Here is a 17,860-nt window from a genome sequence, read left to right on the forward strand (position 1 = left end):
CATCTTTTTTTAACAAAAAAAAAGTGGTGGCCATCCAGCCATCACTTTCTAACTATTAACTAAAACTAAATTTTCGGGTTGATCTCTGCTTATCTTATTCGCGGAGTATTTGTTGTTGCCACCTCAGTATGCGGCGCTGTTTTCATTGCTACTTCGTTATCATTCACTGTCTGTACATTTAATGACAGGGAAATCACCATCATCATAAAAACAGGAACCAACAGCAATAAAAAAGGAGAGACATTTGTTAACTTTTTCATGGTATAGGTATAGATAGTCATCAGGAATGAAGTGTCTAAATTCATTTGGTAAGAAGCCTGCATTACTTTATGCATTGGATTTTCCAGTTGGTAACCTGATAGATTTTTCATAATCGTTTCGTTTTGATGAAACAAATAGAATCATAAAAAAATACCTGCTAAAATCTTTTAGACGAAGTGGATATTATCCTAGATAAACGCATTAAGGGGGAATTAGTCGGGATGTTGACGGATAATTCCTGTTCGTAGAAAAAAAATGCCAGTTCGTCGAAAGGAATAGCCTTTACACGTTCCTCCTTTTTATATTTAGGGATGAACAATAAAAGGGAACTGATTGCACATTTCATTTATTGGCTGTTTATCGGAGGTATCTTATTTTTGTTGATATTCCTCGGTGAGCGGAAGCTGACCTATGATGAAATTGTTGTCAATTTCGTTTATTTCGCTGTTATCAATATTTCTACTTTTTATATCAATTACACACTGCTGATTCCTCAGCTGCTCAAAAAATCCTGGTATTATATTCTTGCGCTGATTGCACTAATTGCGGTGATGTCTGCTGCAAAAACAATTCTGGCTGTCTTATACAGGGATGTACTTTTGCAGCATAAGGACGGAAAAACAGGTGAGATTACTTATACAGCGATTCATATCTATGCTTTAAGTTCTGTTTTTACCTCCGGTTTTTTTATTATCTCCGGATGCCTCATTAAATTTACACTCGCCTGGTTTAGCAATATCAATATTCAGCGCAGCCTGGAAACGGAGAAAAAAGATATGGAACTGCAGTTCCTGAAGTCGCAGTTAAATCCTCATTTTCTGTTCAACTCACTTAATAATATCTATTCACTAGCCTATCAGAAGTCGGATAAAACCGCAGATGCGATACTGAAACTCTCAGATATTATGCGTTACATGATCTATGAAAGTAACGACAGCTGGGTGTCGCTCAGTAAAGAGATTGAATACCTGAAGAGTTATATCGAACTGCAGAAACTGAGGTTTAAAGATGGCGCTGCTGTAAATATGACGCTCAATGGAGAGATTGACGATCAGCAGATTATCCCCCTGATTCTGATTGCATTCGTTGAAAATGCTTTTAAACATGGTGTTGCGAATGATCATTCTGACCCTATCAGAATAAATATAATTGCCAATCAGAAAATATTGCACTTTAGTATTACCAACAAAAAGAGCAATGGAAATAAAGATGAGGTTGGTGGGGTAGGACTCAACAATGTAGAACGAAGATTGCAGCTCCTTTATCCTGGACGATATAAATTAAATATTGTAAATTCGACCACCCACTACACCAGTGAATTAATGCTTGATATATGATGAAATTAAAATGTATTGCTGTTGACGATGAGCCCTTAGCGCTTGATATTATTGAAGATTATATATCTAAGGTGCCCTTCCTGGAGCTGGTTAAAAGGACAGAGAATGCAATTGAAGGCCTGCAGTTGGTGCAGGCTGGTGGTATTGACCTGGTTTTCCTTGATATTCAGATGCCGGATTTAACAGGGATACAGTTCCTTAAAATTGCCAATAATAAAGCGAGCTACATTTTAACTACTGCCTATTCACAGTATGCACTGGAAAGTTATGACCTGAATGTGTCAGATTACCTGTTGAAGCCAATTGCATTTGACAGATTTTATAAGGCGGTGGAGAAAGTACATAACCAGCAGAAAAATAATGCAGAGCCTGCAGTTGCCGCAGTTCCTGTTCCGGCACCGGTGGTTACTCCATCACAGGCCGTTCAGGATTTTATCTTCGTGAAAACAGAGCATAAAATCCAGAAGATCGAATTGGATGATATCCTCTACATTGAAGGATTGAAGGACTATATTTCCATCTTCACCAAAACTGAAAGAGTAATTACACTACAGAATATGAAAAGGATGGAAGAAACACTTCCTGCTTCGCAATTTATCCGCGTGCATAAATCTTATATTATTGCGCTCGACAAAATTGAGAGCATCGAACGCAGCAGGATTACCATCTGTGGCAAAATCATTCCGATAGGAGATACTTACCGTGATGAATTCTTCAAAAGGATAGAAAATAATAATATTTAAGCCTTAACAGGTTGTTTTAAAAATGACCTGATGGCCATTTCTGCAGCTAAAGTAAGCTCTTCTGCGTTTTTATCTGCTGTAGAAACCGGCGGCAGAACAGTCCAGCGGATCTTTTCACCGGCACTCAGGGGATAACCACCATATTGTACAATTTTCCACGAGTTTTCTATCGCAATAGGAACCACCAGGGCATTGGGTGCGGCTTTAAGTAAGGTCGCAATTCCACCTACCTGGAAGGGTTTCATTTGCCCGTCCTTGGCGCGGGTGCCTTCTGCAAATATCATGGCCGACCAGTTATTGTCTTTCATTCTCCGTCCCAGTTTGATGATCTCGGATACCGCCTGTTTGCTATCCTTTCTGTTGATATTTGCACCTCCCCCATATTTAAGGTTAAATGAAATAGAAGGAATCCCTTTGGTGAGCTCAATCTTGGAGATAAACTTCACATGGTATTTTCTCATAAACCAAATAATCCCGGGGATATCGTACATGCTCTGGTGATTGGCGACAAATATGATAGGCTGATTCAGTGGCAGGGGCTGTGTGTTCACAAAAGTGGTGGTGTTGCCCAAAAATACCTGGCTATAGGTAAGGAAAAAATTCAGAAAATCTACCGAGCGTTTATGTGCCTGATAACCGAAAAAGCGGTAGCAAACCCATTGGATAGGCTGAAAAATGATCAGCGTCAGAAAAAAGAAAAAGTAAAATACGGGAGTTAAGATGTATCCCAACAATTTGTTCATAAATGATTTTATAATTTGCCTTCCTGTATTAATATATTGGCTTTAAGTATAGCCGCAACACTCATGCTATCGGTGATCCTGCCATCCATAACCATTGCATATGCTTCATCAAAGTGAACCTTTCGTAAAACCAGCTCCTCCGTTTCTTCTGGCGCTGCTATGCCCATCGTTAAACCTGTTGCAATATAAATAATCGCCAGCTCATTGCTTACCGAATTTGATAAGTGCATTCTTTGGAGTTCAGTCCAGGTTGTTGCCGTTAGTCCTGTTTCTTCCAGCAATTCACGTTTAGCACTATCCAATGGAGGTAATTCCAAAGGACCGCCACCTTCCGGGATTTCCCAGCTATAGGCCTTAAGTGGAAACCGGTATTGTCCAACCAGCCAGGTGTTCCTGTTTTCGTCTAAGGGAAGAATACCAATGGCAAGGTTTTTAAAGTGGATTTCTCCATATATTCCTGGTCCGCCGGATGGATTAATTACCTGATGCTCAGTTAATCCAATCCAGTTGTTTTCATATATTTTACGGCTTTCCACAGTAACCCAGGGGTTCTTCTCTTCCATGCTGCAAGATACAAATTTCTTATTTCAGCAAAAGCAAAAAAGACCACCAGTAAAGGGTGGTCTTTTGATCAATATTTATTTAGAATGAACCTTCGTCAGGCTTCATTTCCTGCTGTTCCTGTTTTTTAGGTTTTTTCATGAAAGTAGTTTTACCGAAACGGTAAGAGAAAGTGAGGTTGCCCATCGCACCTGCCATTTTCCGCTGGAAATCGGTTATTGAATTTGCGTCTTCTACATACATGCCCCATCTTTGGGTATTTAATACGTTTCTTACATTCAGACTCAGGGAAGCTTTTTTATTAGGGAAGTCATATTTAGCACCGGCATCCAGACCATAGTTTTCTTTCCATTTACCCTGGGCTATCACTTCGTCAGATTCATATTCACCTCTCAGCTGCAACGTAATATTATGTGGCAGTACAAAATTGCTGGTTACGTTTGCATTCCAGTTGTAGCCGGAGTTGCCATTGATATTGTATTCTGGTACAGCGTCTATTTTACTGTGGTAGATATTCACGTTTGCAGTAAAGTTCCAGGCCTTAACAACATCTACTTTTGCAATAAATTCCAGTCCGCTTGCCAGGTTCCTGGTTAAATTCTGAGGCTTTGTAACGATGATCCCATCAGCATCAGGAATTGATCTTACCCTTTGAATAAGGTCGTTTGTACGACGCATATAAGCCGTAGAAATCAAAGTTACTTTCGGCCAGAATTTACTGAATCCCAATTCGAAAGAGTGGACGTCTTCAGGTAAAAGACTTGGATTTCCCTGACGCCAGTTGAGCGGGTCTGAATAATCAACAAAAGGATTGGTATCCCAGGGTCTTGGTCTGTTTACTCTTCTGGTGTAACTCAACTGTAATTGCTGATCACCTTTAAATTTCTGCGTGATATAAACACTAGGATATAAACGTTTGTAGGCGATACTACCAGGAATATAAATCAGGTCATTCGCCCGGTCAAATCCGCCGGAGCTGGTATTTAATTTCGCATCCTCACCTCTTAATCCAATCTGGTAACCAAAGTTTTTGATCTGGTTCTGATAGTTAAAATACAAAGCATGGACCTGATCCTTACTGTTAAATTCATTCGACAGCAGATAGTCCTTATCGTATTCCCCGGTTGTAGCATTAAAAAGGTTGGCTACCGCACTGTTGTCGGATAGCCTGATCTGGCTGCGATACCCGGTTTCTATTTTACCCAATTTACCCATAGGCACGGTATAATCTGCCTGGATATTATAATTGCTGTTGATTCCGTCATTCTGGTTATTTCTCAATTCTCCTGCAATAGTAACAGGTGCTCCGTTAACATTACTGATCTGTGTATTGTATAACTGGAAATTATCGTTGCTTCCCTCAGAATAGCCAAAGTTGAAAGTCAGCTCTTCCCCTTGTTTTTTGAACTTATGGCTATAATCGAAATTCAGATCATAACTTTTACCACTGCCGTTATTGGTATTGGTACGGTTACTGAACTCCACCGCACGTTGTCCGGCCCCATACTTATTGATGTCCAGTCTGTCGTTCCGATCATTGTCCCTGATATTAAAACCACCCGAGAAGCTCAGGATATCTTTATCCGTCAGATAATAATCCAGTCCGGCTTTTGCATTATGGCTTTTATCCAGCGATGTTGAATTAGTGATCTGTGACGCGTAAGTTATCTCATCAGTACCAACAGGTGTTTTGTAAGTAATATTGTTGAAGCCTTCTCCGGGACGATTTCCATAGCGGTAACCATAATTACCATAAATATTGATCTTCTTGTTCTGGAAGCTGACACTCGCATTTCCGTTATAATTGTCCCTGTTCCCTGCGGTCAAAGCAACGTTTCCATTTAAGCCCAGTTTAGTGTTTTTCTTCAATACAATATTGATAATACCCGACTGACCTTCAGCATCGTATTTTGACGAGGGGTTGGTGATCACTTCCACTGTTTCAATTGAGCTTGCAGGAATAGAGGCCAGTACCTGTGCCACATTTCCTCCTGCAATTAATGAAGGTTTACCGTCTATCAGTACTCTCACACCAGTAGACCCCCGCAGACTAACATTACCGTCAACATCTGTCTGAATGGAGGGCACATTCTGTAATAAATCGCCCGCAGATCCACCTTCGCTGACCAGACTCTGATCTACCGAAAAAACTTTTTTATCAATACCCAGCTGAATAGGAGCCTTCGTAGCGGTAATAGTCACCTCACTCAGGATATTACCATTGGCGGCTTTCATTTTTATCGTTCCGAGATTAATCAGTTCCCTGCCTTTAAGGATCGATATGGAATCTCTTACCATGGTCTGATAACCAACATAACTGATTTTTACCGTAAATACGCCATCAGGAATATTGGTGATGATCAGATTTCCATTGATGTCGGTCTGACCGGTTTTTACAATAGCTTTTGTTTTTCTGTCCAATACAACTGCAGATGCATATGGAACGGTTTCATTATTTTGGACATCTACAACTTTTCCCGTAAGTTTACCGGACGCGGTTGTCTGCGCGCTGATTTTTAATGCTGTTGCCGTACAAATTGTTAGCGTTATAAATATATATTTATAGAGGTTCTTCTTCATTTAGAATTATATCGATTTAGGTATTTTTAATAGAGGGACAAAGTAACGGCAGAGAAGTTTAAAAAACGGGGCGTAACTATTTTATTACAGCAGAATTATGGTTAATTATAGTAATATTTTTGTGAATGAAGGATTATCCTATCTAAAGTACAGGAATCTGGTTAGTTCACTACTTGAAAATAACAAGACAACAGGAGGCGACCATAGTGAAGCAATGTTGCAATACAGTAAGTTAAACGTTCAAAGGATGAACAGGGTAGATAAAACTACTGTGTTAAACGAGGAGCTGACTGCAGCAATTGGAACAGTAAAAGGCCACTACAGTTTACTCGTGATTTCCGAGGGCTGGTGTGGAGATGCGGCACAGCTTGTTCCGGTGTTCCAGAAGATTGCAGATTTGGCCCCTGCGCAGTTTGAATTGAAACTGATCTTACGTGATACCAACCTTCCATTAATTGACGCACATCTCACTAACGGGGGCAGAGCCATCCCTAAGTTATTGGTGCTTAATAGCAATGGCGTGCTGGTAGCAGAGTGGGGTCCGAGACCGCATGCGCTGCAGCTATTGCTCAATGAATGGAAAAAAGAAATTCAGGATCTTTTTGCACTGGCAGAAAAGTTACATTCCTGGTATGCTAAAGATAAAACCCAGACTTCTCAGCATGAACTGGCCAGTCTTTTCAGGGAACTGGAATAATTTATTCTACCGTAACCGTTAAACCTTCCTGCTGAAGGATCTTGCGGTAAACTTCCATTTCTGTAAATGAGCCTTCCAATACTGCGCATTTGCCTTTATTGTGCACTTCCCAGGCAATCCTTTCTGCCTGAGAATCTGTATAGTCAAGATATTTTGTCATACAATAGATTACATGATCAAAACTGTTTACATCATCGTTCCATAAAATGAGACGGTGAGAGGTTTTCAGAGAGGTTAAAATCTCTTCCAGTGTGAATGTTTCTTCTTTTGTTTCTGTTGACATGATACAAAAATAAGGTATTTTCAAAATAATGCCACTTTAAAATAATAATTGATGAATAAAAATCTAGCTGCCCTTTGCAGATCTCGTCATCTGCTCGAAAGCATCCCACATTTCAGCAGGAATAGCTTCCAGTCCGTTAAACTGACCCGCGCCCTGCAACCATTCCCCGCCATCGATACTGATTACTTCTCCATTAATATAACCAGAGAAATCACTCACTAAAAATGCCGCCAGATTAGCCAGCTCCTGATGCTCACCCACACGTTTCAGGGGCACCCTGTTTTTAAAATCAAATTTCTCCGCAAGATCTCCTGGTAATAAACGTTCCCATGCGCCCTTGGTTGGAAAAGGTCCTGGTGCAATTGCATTTGTTCTGATGCCATATTTGCCCCATTCTACTGCAAGAGAACGTGTCATTGCCAGCACGCCACCTTTCGCACAGGCAGAAGGGACAACAAAGGCAGAGCCTGTAAATGCATAGGTGGTCACAATGTTCAAAATACTGGCAGCCTGCTTTTCTTTAATCCAGTGTTTACCGAAGGCCAGGGTACAATTAACCGATCCTTTCAGAACGATATCTATAATAGTGGAAAAGGCATTGGCTGATAAACGCTCTGTAGGAGAAATAAAATTGCCGGCAGCATTGTTCAGCAGGCTGTCTACCCGTCCAAAAGTTTTTATAGTTTCTGCAAGCACACTTTCTACCTGCTCATATTCTCTTACATCACAAGCTACCGCCAGAACTTTACCTCCGGTCTCCTGCTCCATCTCTTCGGCTGTTTTTTGCAGTACATCCAGCTTACGACTGGTGATGACCAGGTTTGCACCCAGTTTCAGGAAATAGGTACCCATGGCTTTCCCCAAACCTGTACCACCGCCTGTTACTACAATGGTTTTACCTTTTAAGGCATCGTCTCTTAACATGGGTTGACTATACATTTGTTATTTCTTTTGAAGGTTATCAATAATCATTTTTAGCAGGCCGCGTGTGGCGGGCGACCACCACTGGGTGATCATCATATCCAAAGTCTGCGACTGGTCGGCCGACATCCCTGCAATCAGTTCTTTTCTGATGTTCAGTTTGCTTTGCTGCCAGGTATTTGGCTCAAAAGCCATATATTTTCTGATCCGGCGTTCTGCCGCAGTCATAATGCTGTCCGGATTAACCAGTTCATCCACCAATCCTATAGTCAGGGCTTCCTCCGGACTAAATAGTTTACCTTCCAGCAGGCTTCTGCAGGCATGAGCACTTCCCAGCCAGAAAGCATATAACTTAAAGATACTGTCTGGTACAATGATGCCTACAGGTACCTCATTAAGGCCAATAATGTATTTTCCTTCGGCCATTACCCTGCCATCACAGGCAAGCGCAATTACACAGCCTCCAGCAGGTGCATGCCCGTTAATTGCTGCAACCAAAGGCTTTTTGAAAGCAGTAATATTCGACGTAAACTCCAGGAACAACAGCCAGAAAGACCGTATTTCTTCTTCATTATAGCCATAAAGTTCTATCAGGTCTAATCCGGCAGAAAAAAAATGCTCCCTGCCTGTAATGATTGCTCCGCCAATATTTGCATCGTTCGCAATATTGTGCAGCATGTCATTCAGTTCTGTGATCATTTCCCTGTTCAGCGCATTTGATTTGTTGCGGTTAAGCGTGATCAAAGCCAAACGATCTTTTATTGTCACATTAATTGTGTTCATCATATTCTATTTTACTTCATAGGTATAAACAGCTCTTGCCAAATGGCCCGCATCATTTATCCCCTCAATAACAACTCTGTAAATTCCCGGTTCGTCTGTGTTATAAAAATTAAATTTAGCAATTCCATTTACATCTGTAGCAAAATGTGGTTGCCAGTAAACGGTAGTTCTTCGATCCTGCCCGCTGATTGTATTTCCTGGCGTATACTGCGGCGAATAAAATTCGCGCACCGCATAAAAACCTCTCGGTGCATAAGTCATTACTCCCGGAGAATACCTCGAATAGCTTAAATCTCCGCCACCGCGTTTGGTCGTGATAATGATCACCCCACCACCACCTCTAGAACCATAGATTGCTGTATTTCCTATACTCTTTAAAATCTCAATCGTTTCTACATCTGTTGGCTGAATATTATCCAGGAAATCAGGCTCCACATACATCCCATCGAGAATGATCTGCATCGGTGTTCCATTGCTGCGCATCAGAAAGGCCTGTCCGTTCTGGATCATCAGTCCCGCAACTCTGCCCTGTAAACATTGCGATAAAGTGATGCATGTGCCCAGATCTTTTGCTGTAATGACTGCATCTGCATTCCCCGCACCGTTCAGGTTCGCGGAGTTTTTTGCAGGATTTTTCTTCTGTACGATATTCACCTGATCCAGCAGAAAACTTCGTTCCAGCAGTCCGCGGCGGGTCAGCTCATCAAAATACCCCTCACTCTTCTTAATATATCCGCTGATTGCTTCATTCACATTCACTACCACGTCACCTGTATTTTTATTTTTCGTGACTACCTGATCAGGGACCACATCCAGGTTAATCTCTACATATTTTTTGTTCTTTGCATTACGTGCCTGTACAATAAATTTAGTACTGTCACCAAAAGAAAGATTCTCAAATGCAAAACGTCCCTTAGCATCAGTTAAGGTATCTATCATAAACAATCCACCCGAAGTAGAAAACAATGATACTCTTCCATTAGGAACGGGTTTACCACCCGTCGTCGTAATTGTTCCGCTTACTCTTAAAGCCTTTTCAACTGGGAAAACAGGTGCTGGTACAGGTGTATTTGTCAATATGTCCTTCCATAACAGTCTTGTCCATCCCTGCGTAAGCATCAGGTTATCCAGATTTTCCCGCGTAGTCCTGTCATCATTTTTAAGGTATTCATTCGGTTTTTCCACGTATCCTTTTAAGTCGCCCGTTAACAGCAGGCTAGTCAGGATATTCGTCTCATTATCTACATCCGGCTCTACAATACTGCCATTGGTTACTGCAACAGAGAAACTGCCTTGCGTAGGTTTACCCCCGTCTTTAGCCAAAAATTCCAGCTGCATGTTCTCTCTCTTTCCATAATTGCCCTTTAAATTCGTTAAAGTTGCATCAATCTTTCCTGCGGCATTATTGATGAAGATCATCCTTTCTGCTACCGGAATATTATCCGCACTGAATAACGTGAAGTGAAGTATTCCCGAAGGAATTTCATTTTTAGCAATAGAAAAGGTCGTGATCTGTTTTCCGGGCTTTGTCTTCAACACCGCATAAACAGTATTGTTATGCTGAATCACCAGCTTCAGTTCACCCTTGTTCATCACCGCTTCGCTCATCAGAATTTTGGCGTACACTTTACTGCTATCCGTATTGTTAATAGCTAAAACATAACCTTCGGGCATCACTTTCGGGAGTGGAATATCCTGCGTACCCCCGTTTTTCAGCTTAATTTTCAGCATATAGGTCTTATCTGACTGGGGGTTGATTATAAAATTTCCCAGACCACGGTGTGTTGTTTCAAAAGTGAGTACTTCCGTACCGAGGTCGTCATACAGTGCTCCCTGAACATTTTCACCAAGCCCCATTGCATTTATGGCTTTGATACCCACCTTAGAAGGCAGGTTGCTGACCAGATTTCCTCCTTCAGGAAACAGCTGCACTGAAATCGCATCAGTTGCGGCTCTGACAGGAATACTTTTGCTGATTTTCTGTTTATTTGGAAGTGTTAAGATCGCATTGATACGGCCATCCACAGCTGTACCCGGATTGGGATTATTAAAAGTTGCAAAAATTTCTCCCCCCGCATTTGTGGTCGCTTTTCCGCGGGCTGTAATTTTGTTCTTTAGCTCCACTTCGTAAGTCACCACCTGCCCGGCATAAGGCTGCCCCTGCTTATCACTAAACTTTATCGCAGCACTTACACTTTCTCCATTATCTTTTTTGCTAAAGGTGTAAGCAGTGCTCGTAAATACTTTATTAGCCCATGCATTTCCTATTTTTATCGTTTTATCGAAAAAGTAATCCGGCCCGGAGTTCCTCATCCATTGCGTATAGGCCCTGATCCTGTAATTTCCTTCTGTCAGGGAGTCTGTCAGTTTGAAATCTCCCCATGTTACTCCAGCCAGCAGTGGCAATTTGATCTGTTTTTTTATAGAATCTTCTTCATTGATCAGTTCCACGTATAAGGCCTTACTGATCGTAGTGGGTTCATCCGTATTGTTATCCGTTACATAAGCTTTGAACCAGATATTATCGCCAATAGCATAATAGGGTTTATCCAGATGGAGATGTACCTTTTCCTGCGGATGCGCCTGTATATAATCTGTTATTTTTTTTAATAGTATATCAAAAGGATCATCAGCCAGTCTGAAAGCGCAGAAAAAGGTACAAATGAATAACAGGAGCGATAACGCGGTATACTTGATTTTCATATTTTGCCGTAAAAAATAAAAGCCTCAATATAAGTATATTGAGGCTCAAAAGCTATAGCTGTTAATGCATAGTTTAAAATTTATTCTTCCACATCATGCTTTCCACAGGCTTGGTGGTTTTATTACTGTATTTAGCATCGTTTTTAGCATTATACATGGTTTCGATATTGCCTTCAACTGCAAAATAAATCAGCTGACCTATAGGCATGCCCGCATAAATCCTGACTGGTTGTGCACAGGAAATTTCCAGTGTCCATGTATTGCAGAAACCAACGTCGCCTTTGCCGGCTGTAGCATGTATATCAATACCTAAACGACCTGTACTGGATTTACCTTCCAGAAAAGGAACGTGCGCATGAGTTTCTGTATATTCCAGGGTTACGCCAAGATATAATGTTCCCGGCTGAAGTACAAAACCATCTTTAGGGATCTCAAAATGCTGAATTTTATTGTGTGCTTTTGCATCCAGTACCCTGTCCATATAGGTAGCCAAATATTTACCCAGATGAACATCATAGGAATTTGTGCCTAAACACTCGGGTTTAAAGGGCTCAATAATTATTGTTCCTTTGTCTATTTCTTCTAGAATGCGTTTATCGGAAAGTATCATTTGTAAAGTCTTTGGGCGAAATTATGATTAATTTAAGATACTTTTGCATTGATTTTTTAAATAGGATGCCTGTAATCTATAATAAAAATATTGACGAGCAGACCATACTTGCCGTATGGAAGATTGAAGAAGGGGAAGAAGAACTCCTTTCCGGTCTTCAGTTAAAGCAGCATGAGCTGGATTTTATTGCCTCACTAAATAATGGCAAGCGATTGCTGCACTGGTTAAGTACGCGCCTGCTGCTGCGCAAAATGTTGAATACGCAGGAATATATCGACTGCCGTATGGATGAACACGGGAAGCCGTATCTTGTCAATTCTCCCTATCATATTTCACTCAGTCATTCTTATGATTATGCTGCTGTAATGATTGGGAAAGACAGGAGTGTTGGTGTAGATATAGAGCAGATTAAAACCAAGATCCACCGTATCCAGCAAAAATTCCTCTCTCCTCCGGAGCTCGCGCAGCCTAATGTAAAGGATGATACCAATGGATTATACGTTTGCTGGTGTGTGAAAGAAGCAGTCTATAAATGGTACGGAAAAAAAGGGTTTGAATTTAAAAGAGATATCCATATCCAGCCTTTTGAATTAAAAGATGAAGGGTCGATGACGGTTATTGTACATCTGCCGGAAGGAATCAGGACATTAACAGTAAATTATTTCAACACCATTCCAGGGTATATGCTTGGTTATGTTGTTGCTTAACTGACAGAGATGAATAAAAAGGTAGAATTTGTGGATTGGGGACTGGTAGATTATCAGGAAGCCTGGGATCGTCAGGAACTTATTTTCAACAGTACTATAGCCATTAAAACCAATAACCGAAATAACGGGACAACAGAAGAGACACCTAATTTTCTCGTTTTTTGTGAACATCCCCATGTATATACATTAGGTAAAAGCGGTCATCCCGGGAACTTACTCCTGGATGAAAAAGGGCTCGAAGATAAAGCCGCTACTTATTACAAAATCAATCGCGGAGGTGATATCACTTACCACGGGCCGGGACAACTGGTTGGTTACCCTATTCTGGATCTTGATAATTTTTTTACCGACATTCATTTGTATCTCCGCACCCTGGAAGAGGCTGTTATTCTTACCCTTGCTGCATATAATATCAACGCCGGCAGGTATCCGGGATTTACAGGAGTATGGATTGATGCTGATAATGAAAAAGCAAGAAAAATCTGTGCGATGGGCGTGAGATGCAGTCGCTGGGTAACCATGCATGGCTTTGCTTTTAACGTAAATGCTAACCTGGATTATTTTAGAAATATAATTCCTTGTGGGATAGATGATAAAGATGTGACATCCATGGAGCGTGAATTAGGACATCCGGTTGATATGTCTGATGTGAAGAAATTACTTAAAAAAAACATCGCAGACTTATTCCAAATGGAGTTATACTAAATTATCACTAAAAAAGTAATACCATAATTTCTATTTAGAGTTTTTATTCTTACCTTCCTTGAAAAATAAATAGAATTAAACTTATGGATTACAACTCTACAGATTCTTCAGTATTTGGCGCCATATTTGGTGTCGGCATGATCTTTTATTTCGCCATACTAATCTTGGTGATCGCTTCATTATGGAAGCTCTACGAAAAAGCCGGCAAACCGGGCTGGGCTTCAATAGTACCTGTTTACAACAGTCTTGTGATGATTGAGATTGTAGGAAAACCGACAATCTGGATTCTCTGGTTGTTAATTCCTTGCGTAAACATCGTGTTCGCTATATGGTTGCTTAATCTTTTCGTGAAAAGTTTCGGCAAATCTGAAGGTTATACTGTTGGGGTAATCCTTTTGCCATTTGTATTTATCCCTATGCTGGCTTTCGGGAATAACCCGTATTTAGGTCCAACAGCAGCAGAAGCAAACCAGGGCTTTAATCCTAACTTTAACCCTAATAATCGTTTTGGCACAGATAATCCTTTCAACAAACCACCCACAACTCCAGAAGCTTAATAATTAATGTTTCTCATATGCATCATATTCGCTTTCTCTTCTTTTTGGGAGAAAGTGAATATGTTTTTGATACCCTGCCCCTTTAAATATTTAACCGGATATGATTGTCCGGGTTGCGGATTTCAACGCGCTTTGATCGCACTCATCAAAGGCGATTTTCAGGAGAGCTTTCAGCTCTACCCGCCAATTGTTCCATTACTGCTAACCTTCATCATCAGCCTGTCTGCCAATTACTGGTGGGGTGCAAGAAGTAAAGGTCTTGTTAATAGCTTAGCGATAATCGCTGGCTCAATCGTGATCATCAGCTATGTGATTAAGCTAGCTGTTCCACATTCGCATTAGCAAAGCAACAAAATTATACTGTTTAGTTATACTGACATCTATAAAGGAGATTCCTTCGTATTTTCAGCTATGAATATTACACCAGTTATCGTTTTGTTAATATCTTTACTGGGCTGTGCAAAAAGCAGCACACATACAGATATTGGAATGGATACAATTCAAACAGAACAGTCAGGCAATCAGCTCAGCTATCTTGCGCTAGGCGACTCTTATACCATTGGTGAGGCGGTTCCGCAGGATCAGAGTTTTCCTTCTCAGCTGGCTGCCGCAGCAAATCTGCAGAACTTAAAGATAGGCAAACCAACTATTGTAGCTACAACCGGCTGGACCACTAATGAATTACAAACTGCTATAAAATCCAGCTCTCTTCAGCCCAAATATGATATGGTAACTTTACTTATTGGCGTAAACAACCAATACAGAGGTTATTCAATTGATACTTACCGTACGGAATTTAAGGATCTGCTGCAAACAGCGATTGCCTACGCTGGTGGAAATACTGCTCACGTATTTGTGGTTTCTATTCCTGACTGGGGAGCTACGCCTTTCGGGAAACAAAGCGGAAGGAATATAGCTGAAATAGCCAAAGAAATCGATGCATTTAATGCCGTAAACAGAGAAGAGACGCTTAAACGATCAGTTAGTTATATAGATATTACGCCTGCTTCCAGAAATGCTGCTACTGATAGTACGCTTGTTGCCGGAGACGGACTTCATCCATCCGGTAAAATGTATCAGGATTGGGCCGCTCATATTTTGCCATCAGTATTAGCTGTATTTAAAAAGTAGGAGTCAATTTATTTGTAAGATTAACATTCCGGCAAACTGATCGGAATGTTAGTCGCCAGGCCACCATCTGATGTTTCTTTGTATTTAGAATTCATATCCAGCGCGGTTTCCCACATGGTGTTTACTACAGCTCCTAAACTTACTTTAGCTTTATCGGGGTTACTTTGCAGTGCAAGCTGACTTGCCGTTATTGCTTTAATTGCACCCATTGTGTTTCTTTCAATACAGGGAATCTGCACCAGTCCCCCAATAGGATCGCAGGTTAAGCCCAGGTGATGTTCCATGGCAATTTCTGCAGCCATCATTACCTGGCGTTGTGATCCGCCGAGGCATTCCGTTAAAGCTGCCGCAGCCATCGCAGAGGATACGCCGATCTCTGCCTGACAACCACCCATTGCAGCAGAAATTGTTGCACCCTTTTTAAAGATGCTACCGATCTCAGATGCGCAGGCCACAAACTGGATAATTTTATCTTCCGTAAAACCGTCACAGAAGGCGATATAGTATTGTAATACTGCCGGGATAACACCCGCTGCACCATTCGTTGGCGCTGTAACTACGCGACCAAATGAGGCATTCTCTTCATTAACCGCCAAGGCGAAACAACTTACCCAGTCCAGCGTATAATTAAAACTATTGCCGCCTTCCCTGATTGCTGTTATCCAGCTTTCGTAATCAGTGTATGGTCTGTCTTTTATCAGTCTTTTATTTAAAGCCGCAGCACGACGCCCAACATTTAATCCCCCGGGTAGAAATCCTCCGGTATGGCAGCCACGGAAAGTACATTCTTTCATCACCTTAAAATGCTGCATGATACCCTGTTTGGTTTCTGCTTCCTTGCGCCATGCACATTCATTCTCCATTACTACTTCAGATACTTTTAATCCCGTAGTCAGGCACCAGTGTAGCAGGTCGCCCGCCACCTCCACAGGAAATGGAAGTTCTACCTGCTCTTTGTCATGTCCGCTTTCACCTTCTTTCACTACAAAGCCGCCACCTACAGAATAGTAAGTTTCAGAAAATGCTTTACCCGTATTCAGAAAAGCCTGAAAAGTAACTGCATTTGGATGGAAAGGAAGGCTTTCATTGTAAAGAAAAACCAGGTCATCATTATAGTCGAAGCTAATTAATCTTGAACCTGCCAGGACCAGTAACTGATCTTTTTTGATGGTTGCAATTGTTGAATCAATTGCATTTACATCAAAAGTTACGGGGTCTGCACCAGTCATTCCCAATAAAATAGCAATGTCAGTACCGTGGCCAACCCCTGTTTTAGCAAGAGAACCGTATAGTAATATTTTAATCTGCTCCACGTCATTCAGCATACCCTTTGCTGCCAATGATGCAGTAAACTGCTGTGCTGCTCTCCAGGGGCCTAATGTGTGCGAACTTGACGGACCAATGCCGATTTTAAAAATATCAAATACGGAGATTTGTTCTCTATGCATGGCGTAAAGCTAAATAGTTAAAATGAATTAGGAAAGGGTTTTAACAGAGAGATTTATAATTAATAGAAATCATAGCAGCGCAGTCCATTAAACTTGTTATAGCTTGAGCTATTCGGGAAATATTTTTCATATCCTACACTAGCTTCGGTTGTGCCATTTGTATTGGTATAATTTATTTTAGACGTAGTTGCATCGTGACTCAGACCGAGACGAAGTTTTTCTCCGTTTTTACCGCCAGAAAAGATGTCAAATATCAGCGATACTACCAGTGCATCCGGTCCGCCTTCACCAGCCGTACGGTACCAAAGGCCTGCATTGATAGCCCTGTACTTATATTGCATACCCGCACTCATAGAGGAAACATTTCCTTGTTTATAATATACTACGGAAGGTATTAAGAAAGCACCATCTTCAGATCCGTAGGTGTTACTAGATGTAAGGGGTAGCCGGTAACTCGCATTAGCCGTGATCCGTCTGGGTAATTTTGCCTGTGCGCCACTAAAAGATTCATCCGGCTCATTCACGTGATGCAATGCAATGCCTGCCATAAATTTGCCATAAACAAGGTTGACACCTGTTGCGGGATCAAAGAAAAACTTATTCGCCATATCCGGCATCTGGGCACTGCTGATTGATCCCGGGATATAACCCAGGCGGTTGTCTATCTGGTCAGAAAATACCAGCTTACTCCAGTTGATTTGTCTGTTCGTAAACCCTGCCTGAATACCGAATGATAAAACGAAATCCTCACTTCCCACACTGTAGGAGTAGCTGGCTGCCACATTATTTTTTACCAAAAAAGCTGTTCCCTCAGAGCTGCGGTTAAACTGCAGTCCTAAACCACCACCAAAACGGGGAATGTTCACATCCACAGCCGCATGCAAATAAGATAGATTTCCGCTGATACCTGTCCATTGATTTCTGTAAATCATATTCATCCTTAAATCTCCTTCAAACTGCCCAGTTAAAGAAGGATTAAGGTACAGCGGCGCATTAAAAAACTGAGAATATATATGGTCCTGTCCTGAGGCGGTAACCGACCAGGCAGATAAAAACAGGACAACTATATATTTTAAAAATAACTTCATTC

At 41.3% G+C, this 17,860-nt stretch carries 19 protein-coding genes; 8 read left to right on the plus strand and 11 right to left on the minus strand.

Going from position 1 to position 17,860, the window contains the following annotated elements; all coding sequences use genetic code 11:
• Positions 1-89: 89 nt before the first annotated feature.
• On the minus strand, positions 90-371 hold the full coding sequence (locus OQX62_RS01700) for a hypothetical protein (RefSeq protein ID WP_265829646.1): 282 nt from the start codon (positions 369-371) through the stop codon (positions 90-92).
• Between the two features lie 201 nt (positions 372-572).
• Between OQX62_RS01700 and OQX62_RS01705 the strand changes: the two genes are divergently transcribed.
• Complete coding sequence (locus OQX62_RS01705) at positions 573-1,598, plus strand: sensor histidine kinase (protein ID WP_265829648.1); 1,026 nt, start codon at positions 573-575, stop codon at positions 1,596-1,598.
• A complete protein-coding gene (locus OQX62_RS01710; RefSeq protein ID WP_265829649.1) occupies positions 1,595-2,341 on the plus strand; it encodes a LytR/AlgR family response regulator transcription factor in 747 nt (248 codons plus the stop codon). The genes OQX62_RS01705 and OQX62_RS01710 overlap by 4 nt, the downstream gene beginning before the upstream one ends.
• Here the strand turns inward: OQX62_RS01710 and OQX62_RS01715 are convergent.
• From OQX62_RS01715 to OQX62_RS01725, 3 genes are all read right to left on the minus strand, one after another.
• Positions 2,338-3,084 carry a lysophospholipid acyltransferase family protein gene (locus OQX62_RS01715; RefSeq protein WP_265829650.1) on the minus strand — a complete coding sequence of 249 codons (747 nt, stop codon included), beginning with the start codon at positions 3,082-3,084 and terminating at the stop codon, positions 2,338-2,340. The genes OQX62_RS01710 and OQX62_RS01715 overlap by 4 nt on opposite strands.
• Positions 3,085-3,092: 8 nt before the next feature.
• Complete coding sequence (locus OQX62_RS01720) at positions 3,093-3,647, minus strand: NUDIX domain-containing protein (RefSeq protein WP_265829651.1); 555 nt, start codon at positions 3,645-3,647, stop codon at positions 3,093-3,095.
• Positions 3,648-3,726: 79 nt separating this feature from the next.
• The gene (locus tag OQX62_RS01725) at positions 3,727-6,225 is read right to left on the minus strand and encodes a TonB-dependent receptor domain-containing protein (RefSeq protein WP_265829652.1); all 2,499 of its coding nucleotides are present in this window, start codon (positions 6,223-6,225) and stop codon (positions 3,727-3,729) included.
• 97 nt (positions 6,226-6,322) lie between these two features.
• On the opposite strand from OQX62_RS01725, the gene OQX62_RS01730 reads away from it, so the two are divergent.
• Positions 6,323-6,922, plus strand: coding sequence for a thioredoxin family protein (locus tag OQX62_RS01730; protein ID WP_265829653.1), 600 nt, complete (start codon positions 6,323-6,325; stop codon positions 6,920-6,922).
• Position 6,923: 1 nt separating this feature from the next.
• On the opposite strand, the gene OQX62_RS01735 is transcribed toward OQX62_RS01730, so the two are convergent.
• From OQX62_RS01735 to dcd, 5 genes are all read right to left on the minus strand, one after another.
• On the minus strand, positions 6,924-7,205 hold the full coding sequence (locus tag OQX62_RS01735) for an ATP-dependent Clp protease adaptor ClpS (protein ID WP_265829654.1): 282 nt from the start codon (positions 7,203-7,205) through the stop codon (positions 6,924-6,926).
• Positions 7,206-7,268: 63 nt separating this feature from the next.
• Positions 7,269-8,144 carry an SDR family oxidoreductase gene (locus OQX62_RS01740; protein ID WP_265829655.1) on the minus strand — a complete coding sequence of 292 codons (876 nt, stop codon included), beginning with the start codon at positions 8,142-8,144 and terminating at the stop codon, positions 7,269-7,271.
• A 3-nt stretch (positions 8,145-8,147) separates the two neighbouring features.
• Positions 8,148-8,912, minus strand: a complete 765-nt coding sequence (locus tag OQX62_RS01745) for an enoyl-CoA hydratase/isomerase family protein (protein WP_322973665.1) — start codon at positions 8,910-8,912, stop codon at positions 8,148-8,150.
• A 3-nt stretch (positions 8,913-8,915) separates the two neighbouring features.
• A complete protein-coding gene (locus OQX62_RS01750) occupies positions 8,916-11,612 on the minus strand; it encodes a carboxypeptidase-like regulatory domain-containing protein (RefSeq protein ID WP_265829656.1) in 2,697 nt (898 codons plus the stop codon).
• A 73-nt stretch (positions 11,613-11,685) separates the two neighbouring features.
• Positions 11,686-12,222 carry a dCTP deaminase gene (gene dcd, locus OQX62_RS01755; RefSeq protein WP_265829657.1) on the minus strand — a complete coding sequence of 179 codons (537 nt, stop codon included), beginning with the start codon at positions 12,220-12,222 and terminating at the stop codon, positions 11,686-11,688.
• Between the two features lie 65 nt (positions 12,223-12,287).
• Here dcd and OQX62_RS01760 point away from each other — a divergent pair, with 65 nt between their 5' ends.
• From OQX62_RS01760 to OQX62_RS01780, 5 genes are all read left to right on the plus strand, one after another.
• On the plus strand, positions 12,288-12,929 hold the full coding sequence (locus OQX62_RS01760; RefSeq protein ID WP_265829658.1) for a 4'-phosphopantetheinyl transferase family protein: 642 nt from the start codon (positions 12,288-12,290) through the stop codon (positions 12,927-12,929).
• A gap of 9 nt (positions 12,930-12,938) precedes the next feature.
• Positions 12,939-13,634: a lipoyl(octanoyl) transferase LipB gene (lipB, locus tag OQX62_RS01765; protein ID WP_265829659.1), complete on the plus strand. Its 696-nt coding sequence runs from the start codon at positions 12,939-12,941 to the stop codon at positions 13,632-13,634.
• 83 nt (positions 13,635-13,717) lie between these two features.
• Positions 13,718-14,191 carry a DUF5684 domain-containing protein gene (locus OQX62_RS01770; RefSeq protein ID WP_265829660.1) on the plus strand — a complete coding sequence of 158 codons (474 nt, stop codon included), beginning with the start codon at positions 13,718-13,720 and terminating at the stop codon, positions 14,189-14,191.
• 6 nt (positions 14,192-14,197) lie between these two features.
• Complete coding sequence (locus tag OQX62_RS01775) at positions 14,198-14,533, plus strand: DUF2752 domain-containing protein (RefSeq protein WP_265829661.1); 336 nt, start codon at positions 14,198-14,200, stop codon at positions 14,531-14,533.
• 147 nt (positions 14,534-14,680) lie between these two features.
• On the plus strand, positions 14,681-15,322 hold the full coding sequence (locus OQX62_RS01780; RefSeq protein WP_265829662.1) for an SGNH/GDSL hydrolase family protein: 642 nt from the start codon (positions 14,681-14,683) through the stop codon (positions 15,320-15,322).
• Positions 15,323-15,342: 20 nt separating this feature from the next.
• Here the strand turns inward: OQX62_RS01780 and OQX62_RS01785 are convergent, their stop codons facing one another.
• Together OQX62_RS01785 and OQX62_RS01790 are read right to left on the minus strand one after the other, a co-directional pair.
• Positions 15,343-16,770 carry an L-serine ammonia-lyase gene (locus OQX62_RS01785; RefSeq protein ID WP_265829663.1) on the minus strand — a complete coding sequence of 476 codons (1,428 nt, stop codon included), beginning with the start codon at positions 16,768-16,770 and terminating at the stop codon, positions 15,343-15,345.
• A 59-nt stretch (positions 16,771-16,829) separates the two neighbouring features.
• Complete coding sequence (locus OQX62_RS01790) at positions 16,830-17,858, minus strand: PorP/SprF family type IX secretion system membrane protein (RefSeq protein WP_265829665.1); 1,029 nt, start codon at positions 17,856-17,858, stop codon at positions 16,830-16,832.
• Positions 17,859-17,860: the final 2 nt, after the last annotated feature.

The sequence above is a fragment of the Pedobacter sp. MR2016-24 genome (genome assembly GCF_026239655.1).
Lineage (GTDB): Bacteria > Bacteroidota > Bacteroidia > Sphingobacteriales > Sphingobacteriaceae > Pedobacter.

Bases quoted from the DNA above. Each gene is read 5' to 3' on its own strand.
- OQX62_RS01710 (WP_265829649.1), top strand. From the start codon at position 1,595: ATGATGAAATTAAAATGTATTGCTGTTGACGATGAGCCCTTAGCGCTT.
- OQX62_RS01785 (WP_265829663.1), bottom strand. From the start codon at position 16,770: ATGCATAGAGAACAAATCTCCGTATTTGATATTTTTAAAATCGGCATT.
- OQX62_RS01715 (WP_265829650.1), bottom strand. From the start codon at position 3,084: ATGAACAAATTGTTGGGATACATCTTAACTCCCGTATTTTACTTTTTC.
- OQX62_RS01720 (WP_265829651.1), bottom strand. From the start codon at position 3,647: ATGGAAGAGAAGAACCCCTGGGTTACTGTGGAAAGCCGTAAAATATAT.
- OQX62_RS01770 (WP_265829660.1), top strand. From the start codon at position 13,718: ATGGATTACAACTCTACAGATTCTTCAGTATTTGGCGCCATATTTGGT.
- OQX62_RS01740 (WP_265829655.1), bottom strand. From the start codon at position 8,144: ATGTATAGTCAACCCATGTTAAGAGACGATGCCTTAAAAGGTAAAACC.
- OQX62_RS01700 (WP_265829646.1), bottom strand. From the start codon at position 371: ATGAAAAATCTATCAGGTTACCAACTGGAAAATCCAATGCATAAAGTA.
- OQX62_RS01750 (WP_265829656.1), bottom strand. From the start codon at position 11,612: ATGAAAATCAAGTATACCGCGTTATCGCTCCTGTTATTCATTTGTACC.
- OQX62_RS01745 (WP_322973665.1), bottom strand. From the start codon at position 8,912: ATGATGAACACAATTAATGTGACAATAAAAGATCGTTTGGCTTTGATC.
- OQX62_RS01790 (WP_265829665.1), bottom strand. From the start codon at position 17,858: ATGAAGTTATTTTTAAAATATATAGTTGTCCTGTTTTTATCTGCCTGG.
- dcd (WP_265829657.1), bottom strand. From the start codon at position 12,222: ATGATACTTTCCGATAAACGCATTCTAGAAGAAATAGACAAAGGAACA.
- OQX62_RS01780 (WP_265829662.1), top strand. From the start codon at position 14,681: ATGGATACAATTCAAACAGAACAGTCAGGCAATCAGCTCAGCTATCTT.
- OQX62_RS01725 (WP_265829652.1), bottom strand. From the start codon at position 6,225: ATGAAGAAGAACCTCTATAAATATATATTTATAACGCTAACAATTTGT.
- OQX62_RS01760 (WP_265829658.1), top strand. From the start codon at position 12,288: ATGCCTGTAATCTATAATAAAAATATTGACGAGCAGACCATACTTGCC.
- OQX62_RS01735 (WP_265829654.1), bottom strand. From the start codon at position 7,205: ATGTCAACAGAAACAAAAGAAGAAACATTCACACTGGAAGAGATTTTA.
- OQX62_RS01730 (WP_265829653.1), top strand. From the start codon at position 6,323: ATGGTTAATTATAGTAATATTTTTGTGAATGAAGGATTATCCTATCTA.
- OQX62_RS01705 (WP_265829648.1), top strand. From the start codon at position 573: ATGAACAATAAAAGGGAACTGATTGCACATTTCATTTATTGGCTGTTT.
- lipB (WP_265829659.1), top strand. From the start codon at position 12,939: ATGAATAAAAAGGTAGAATTTGTGGATTGGGGACTGGTAGATTATCAG.
- OQX62_RS01775 (WP_265829661.1), top strand. From the start codon at position 14,198: ATGTTTCTCATATGCATCATATTCGCTTTCTCTTCTTTTTGGGAGAAA.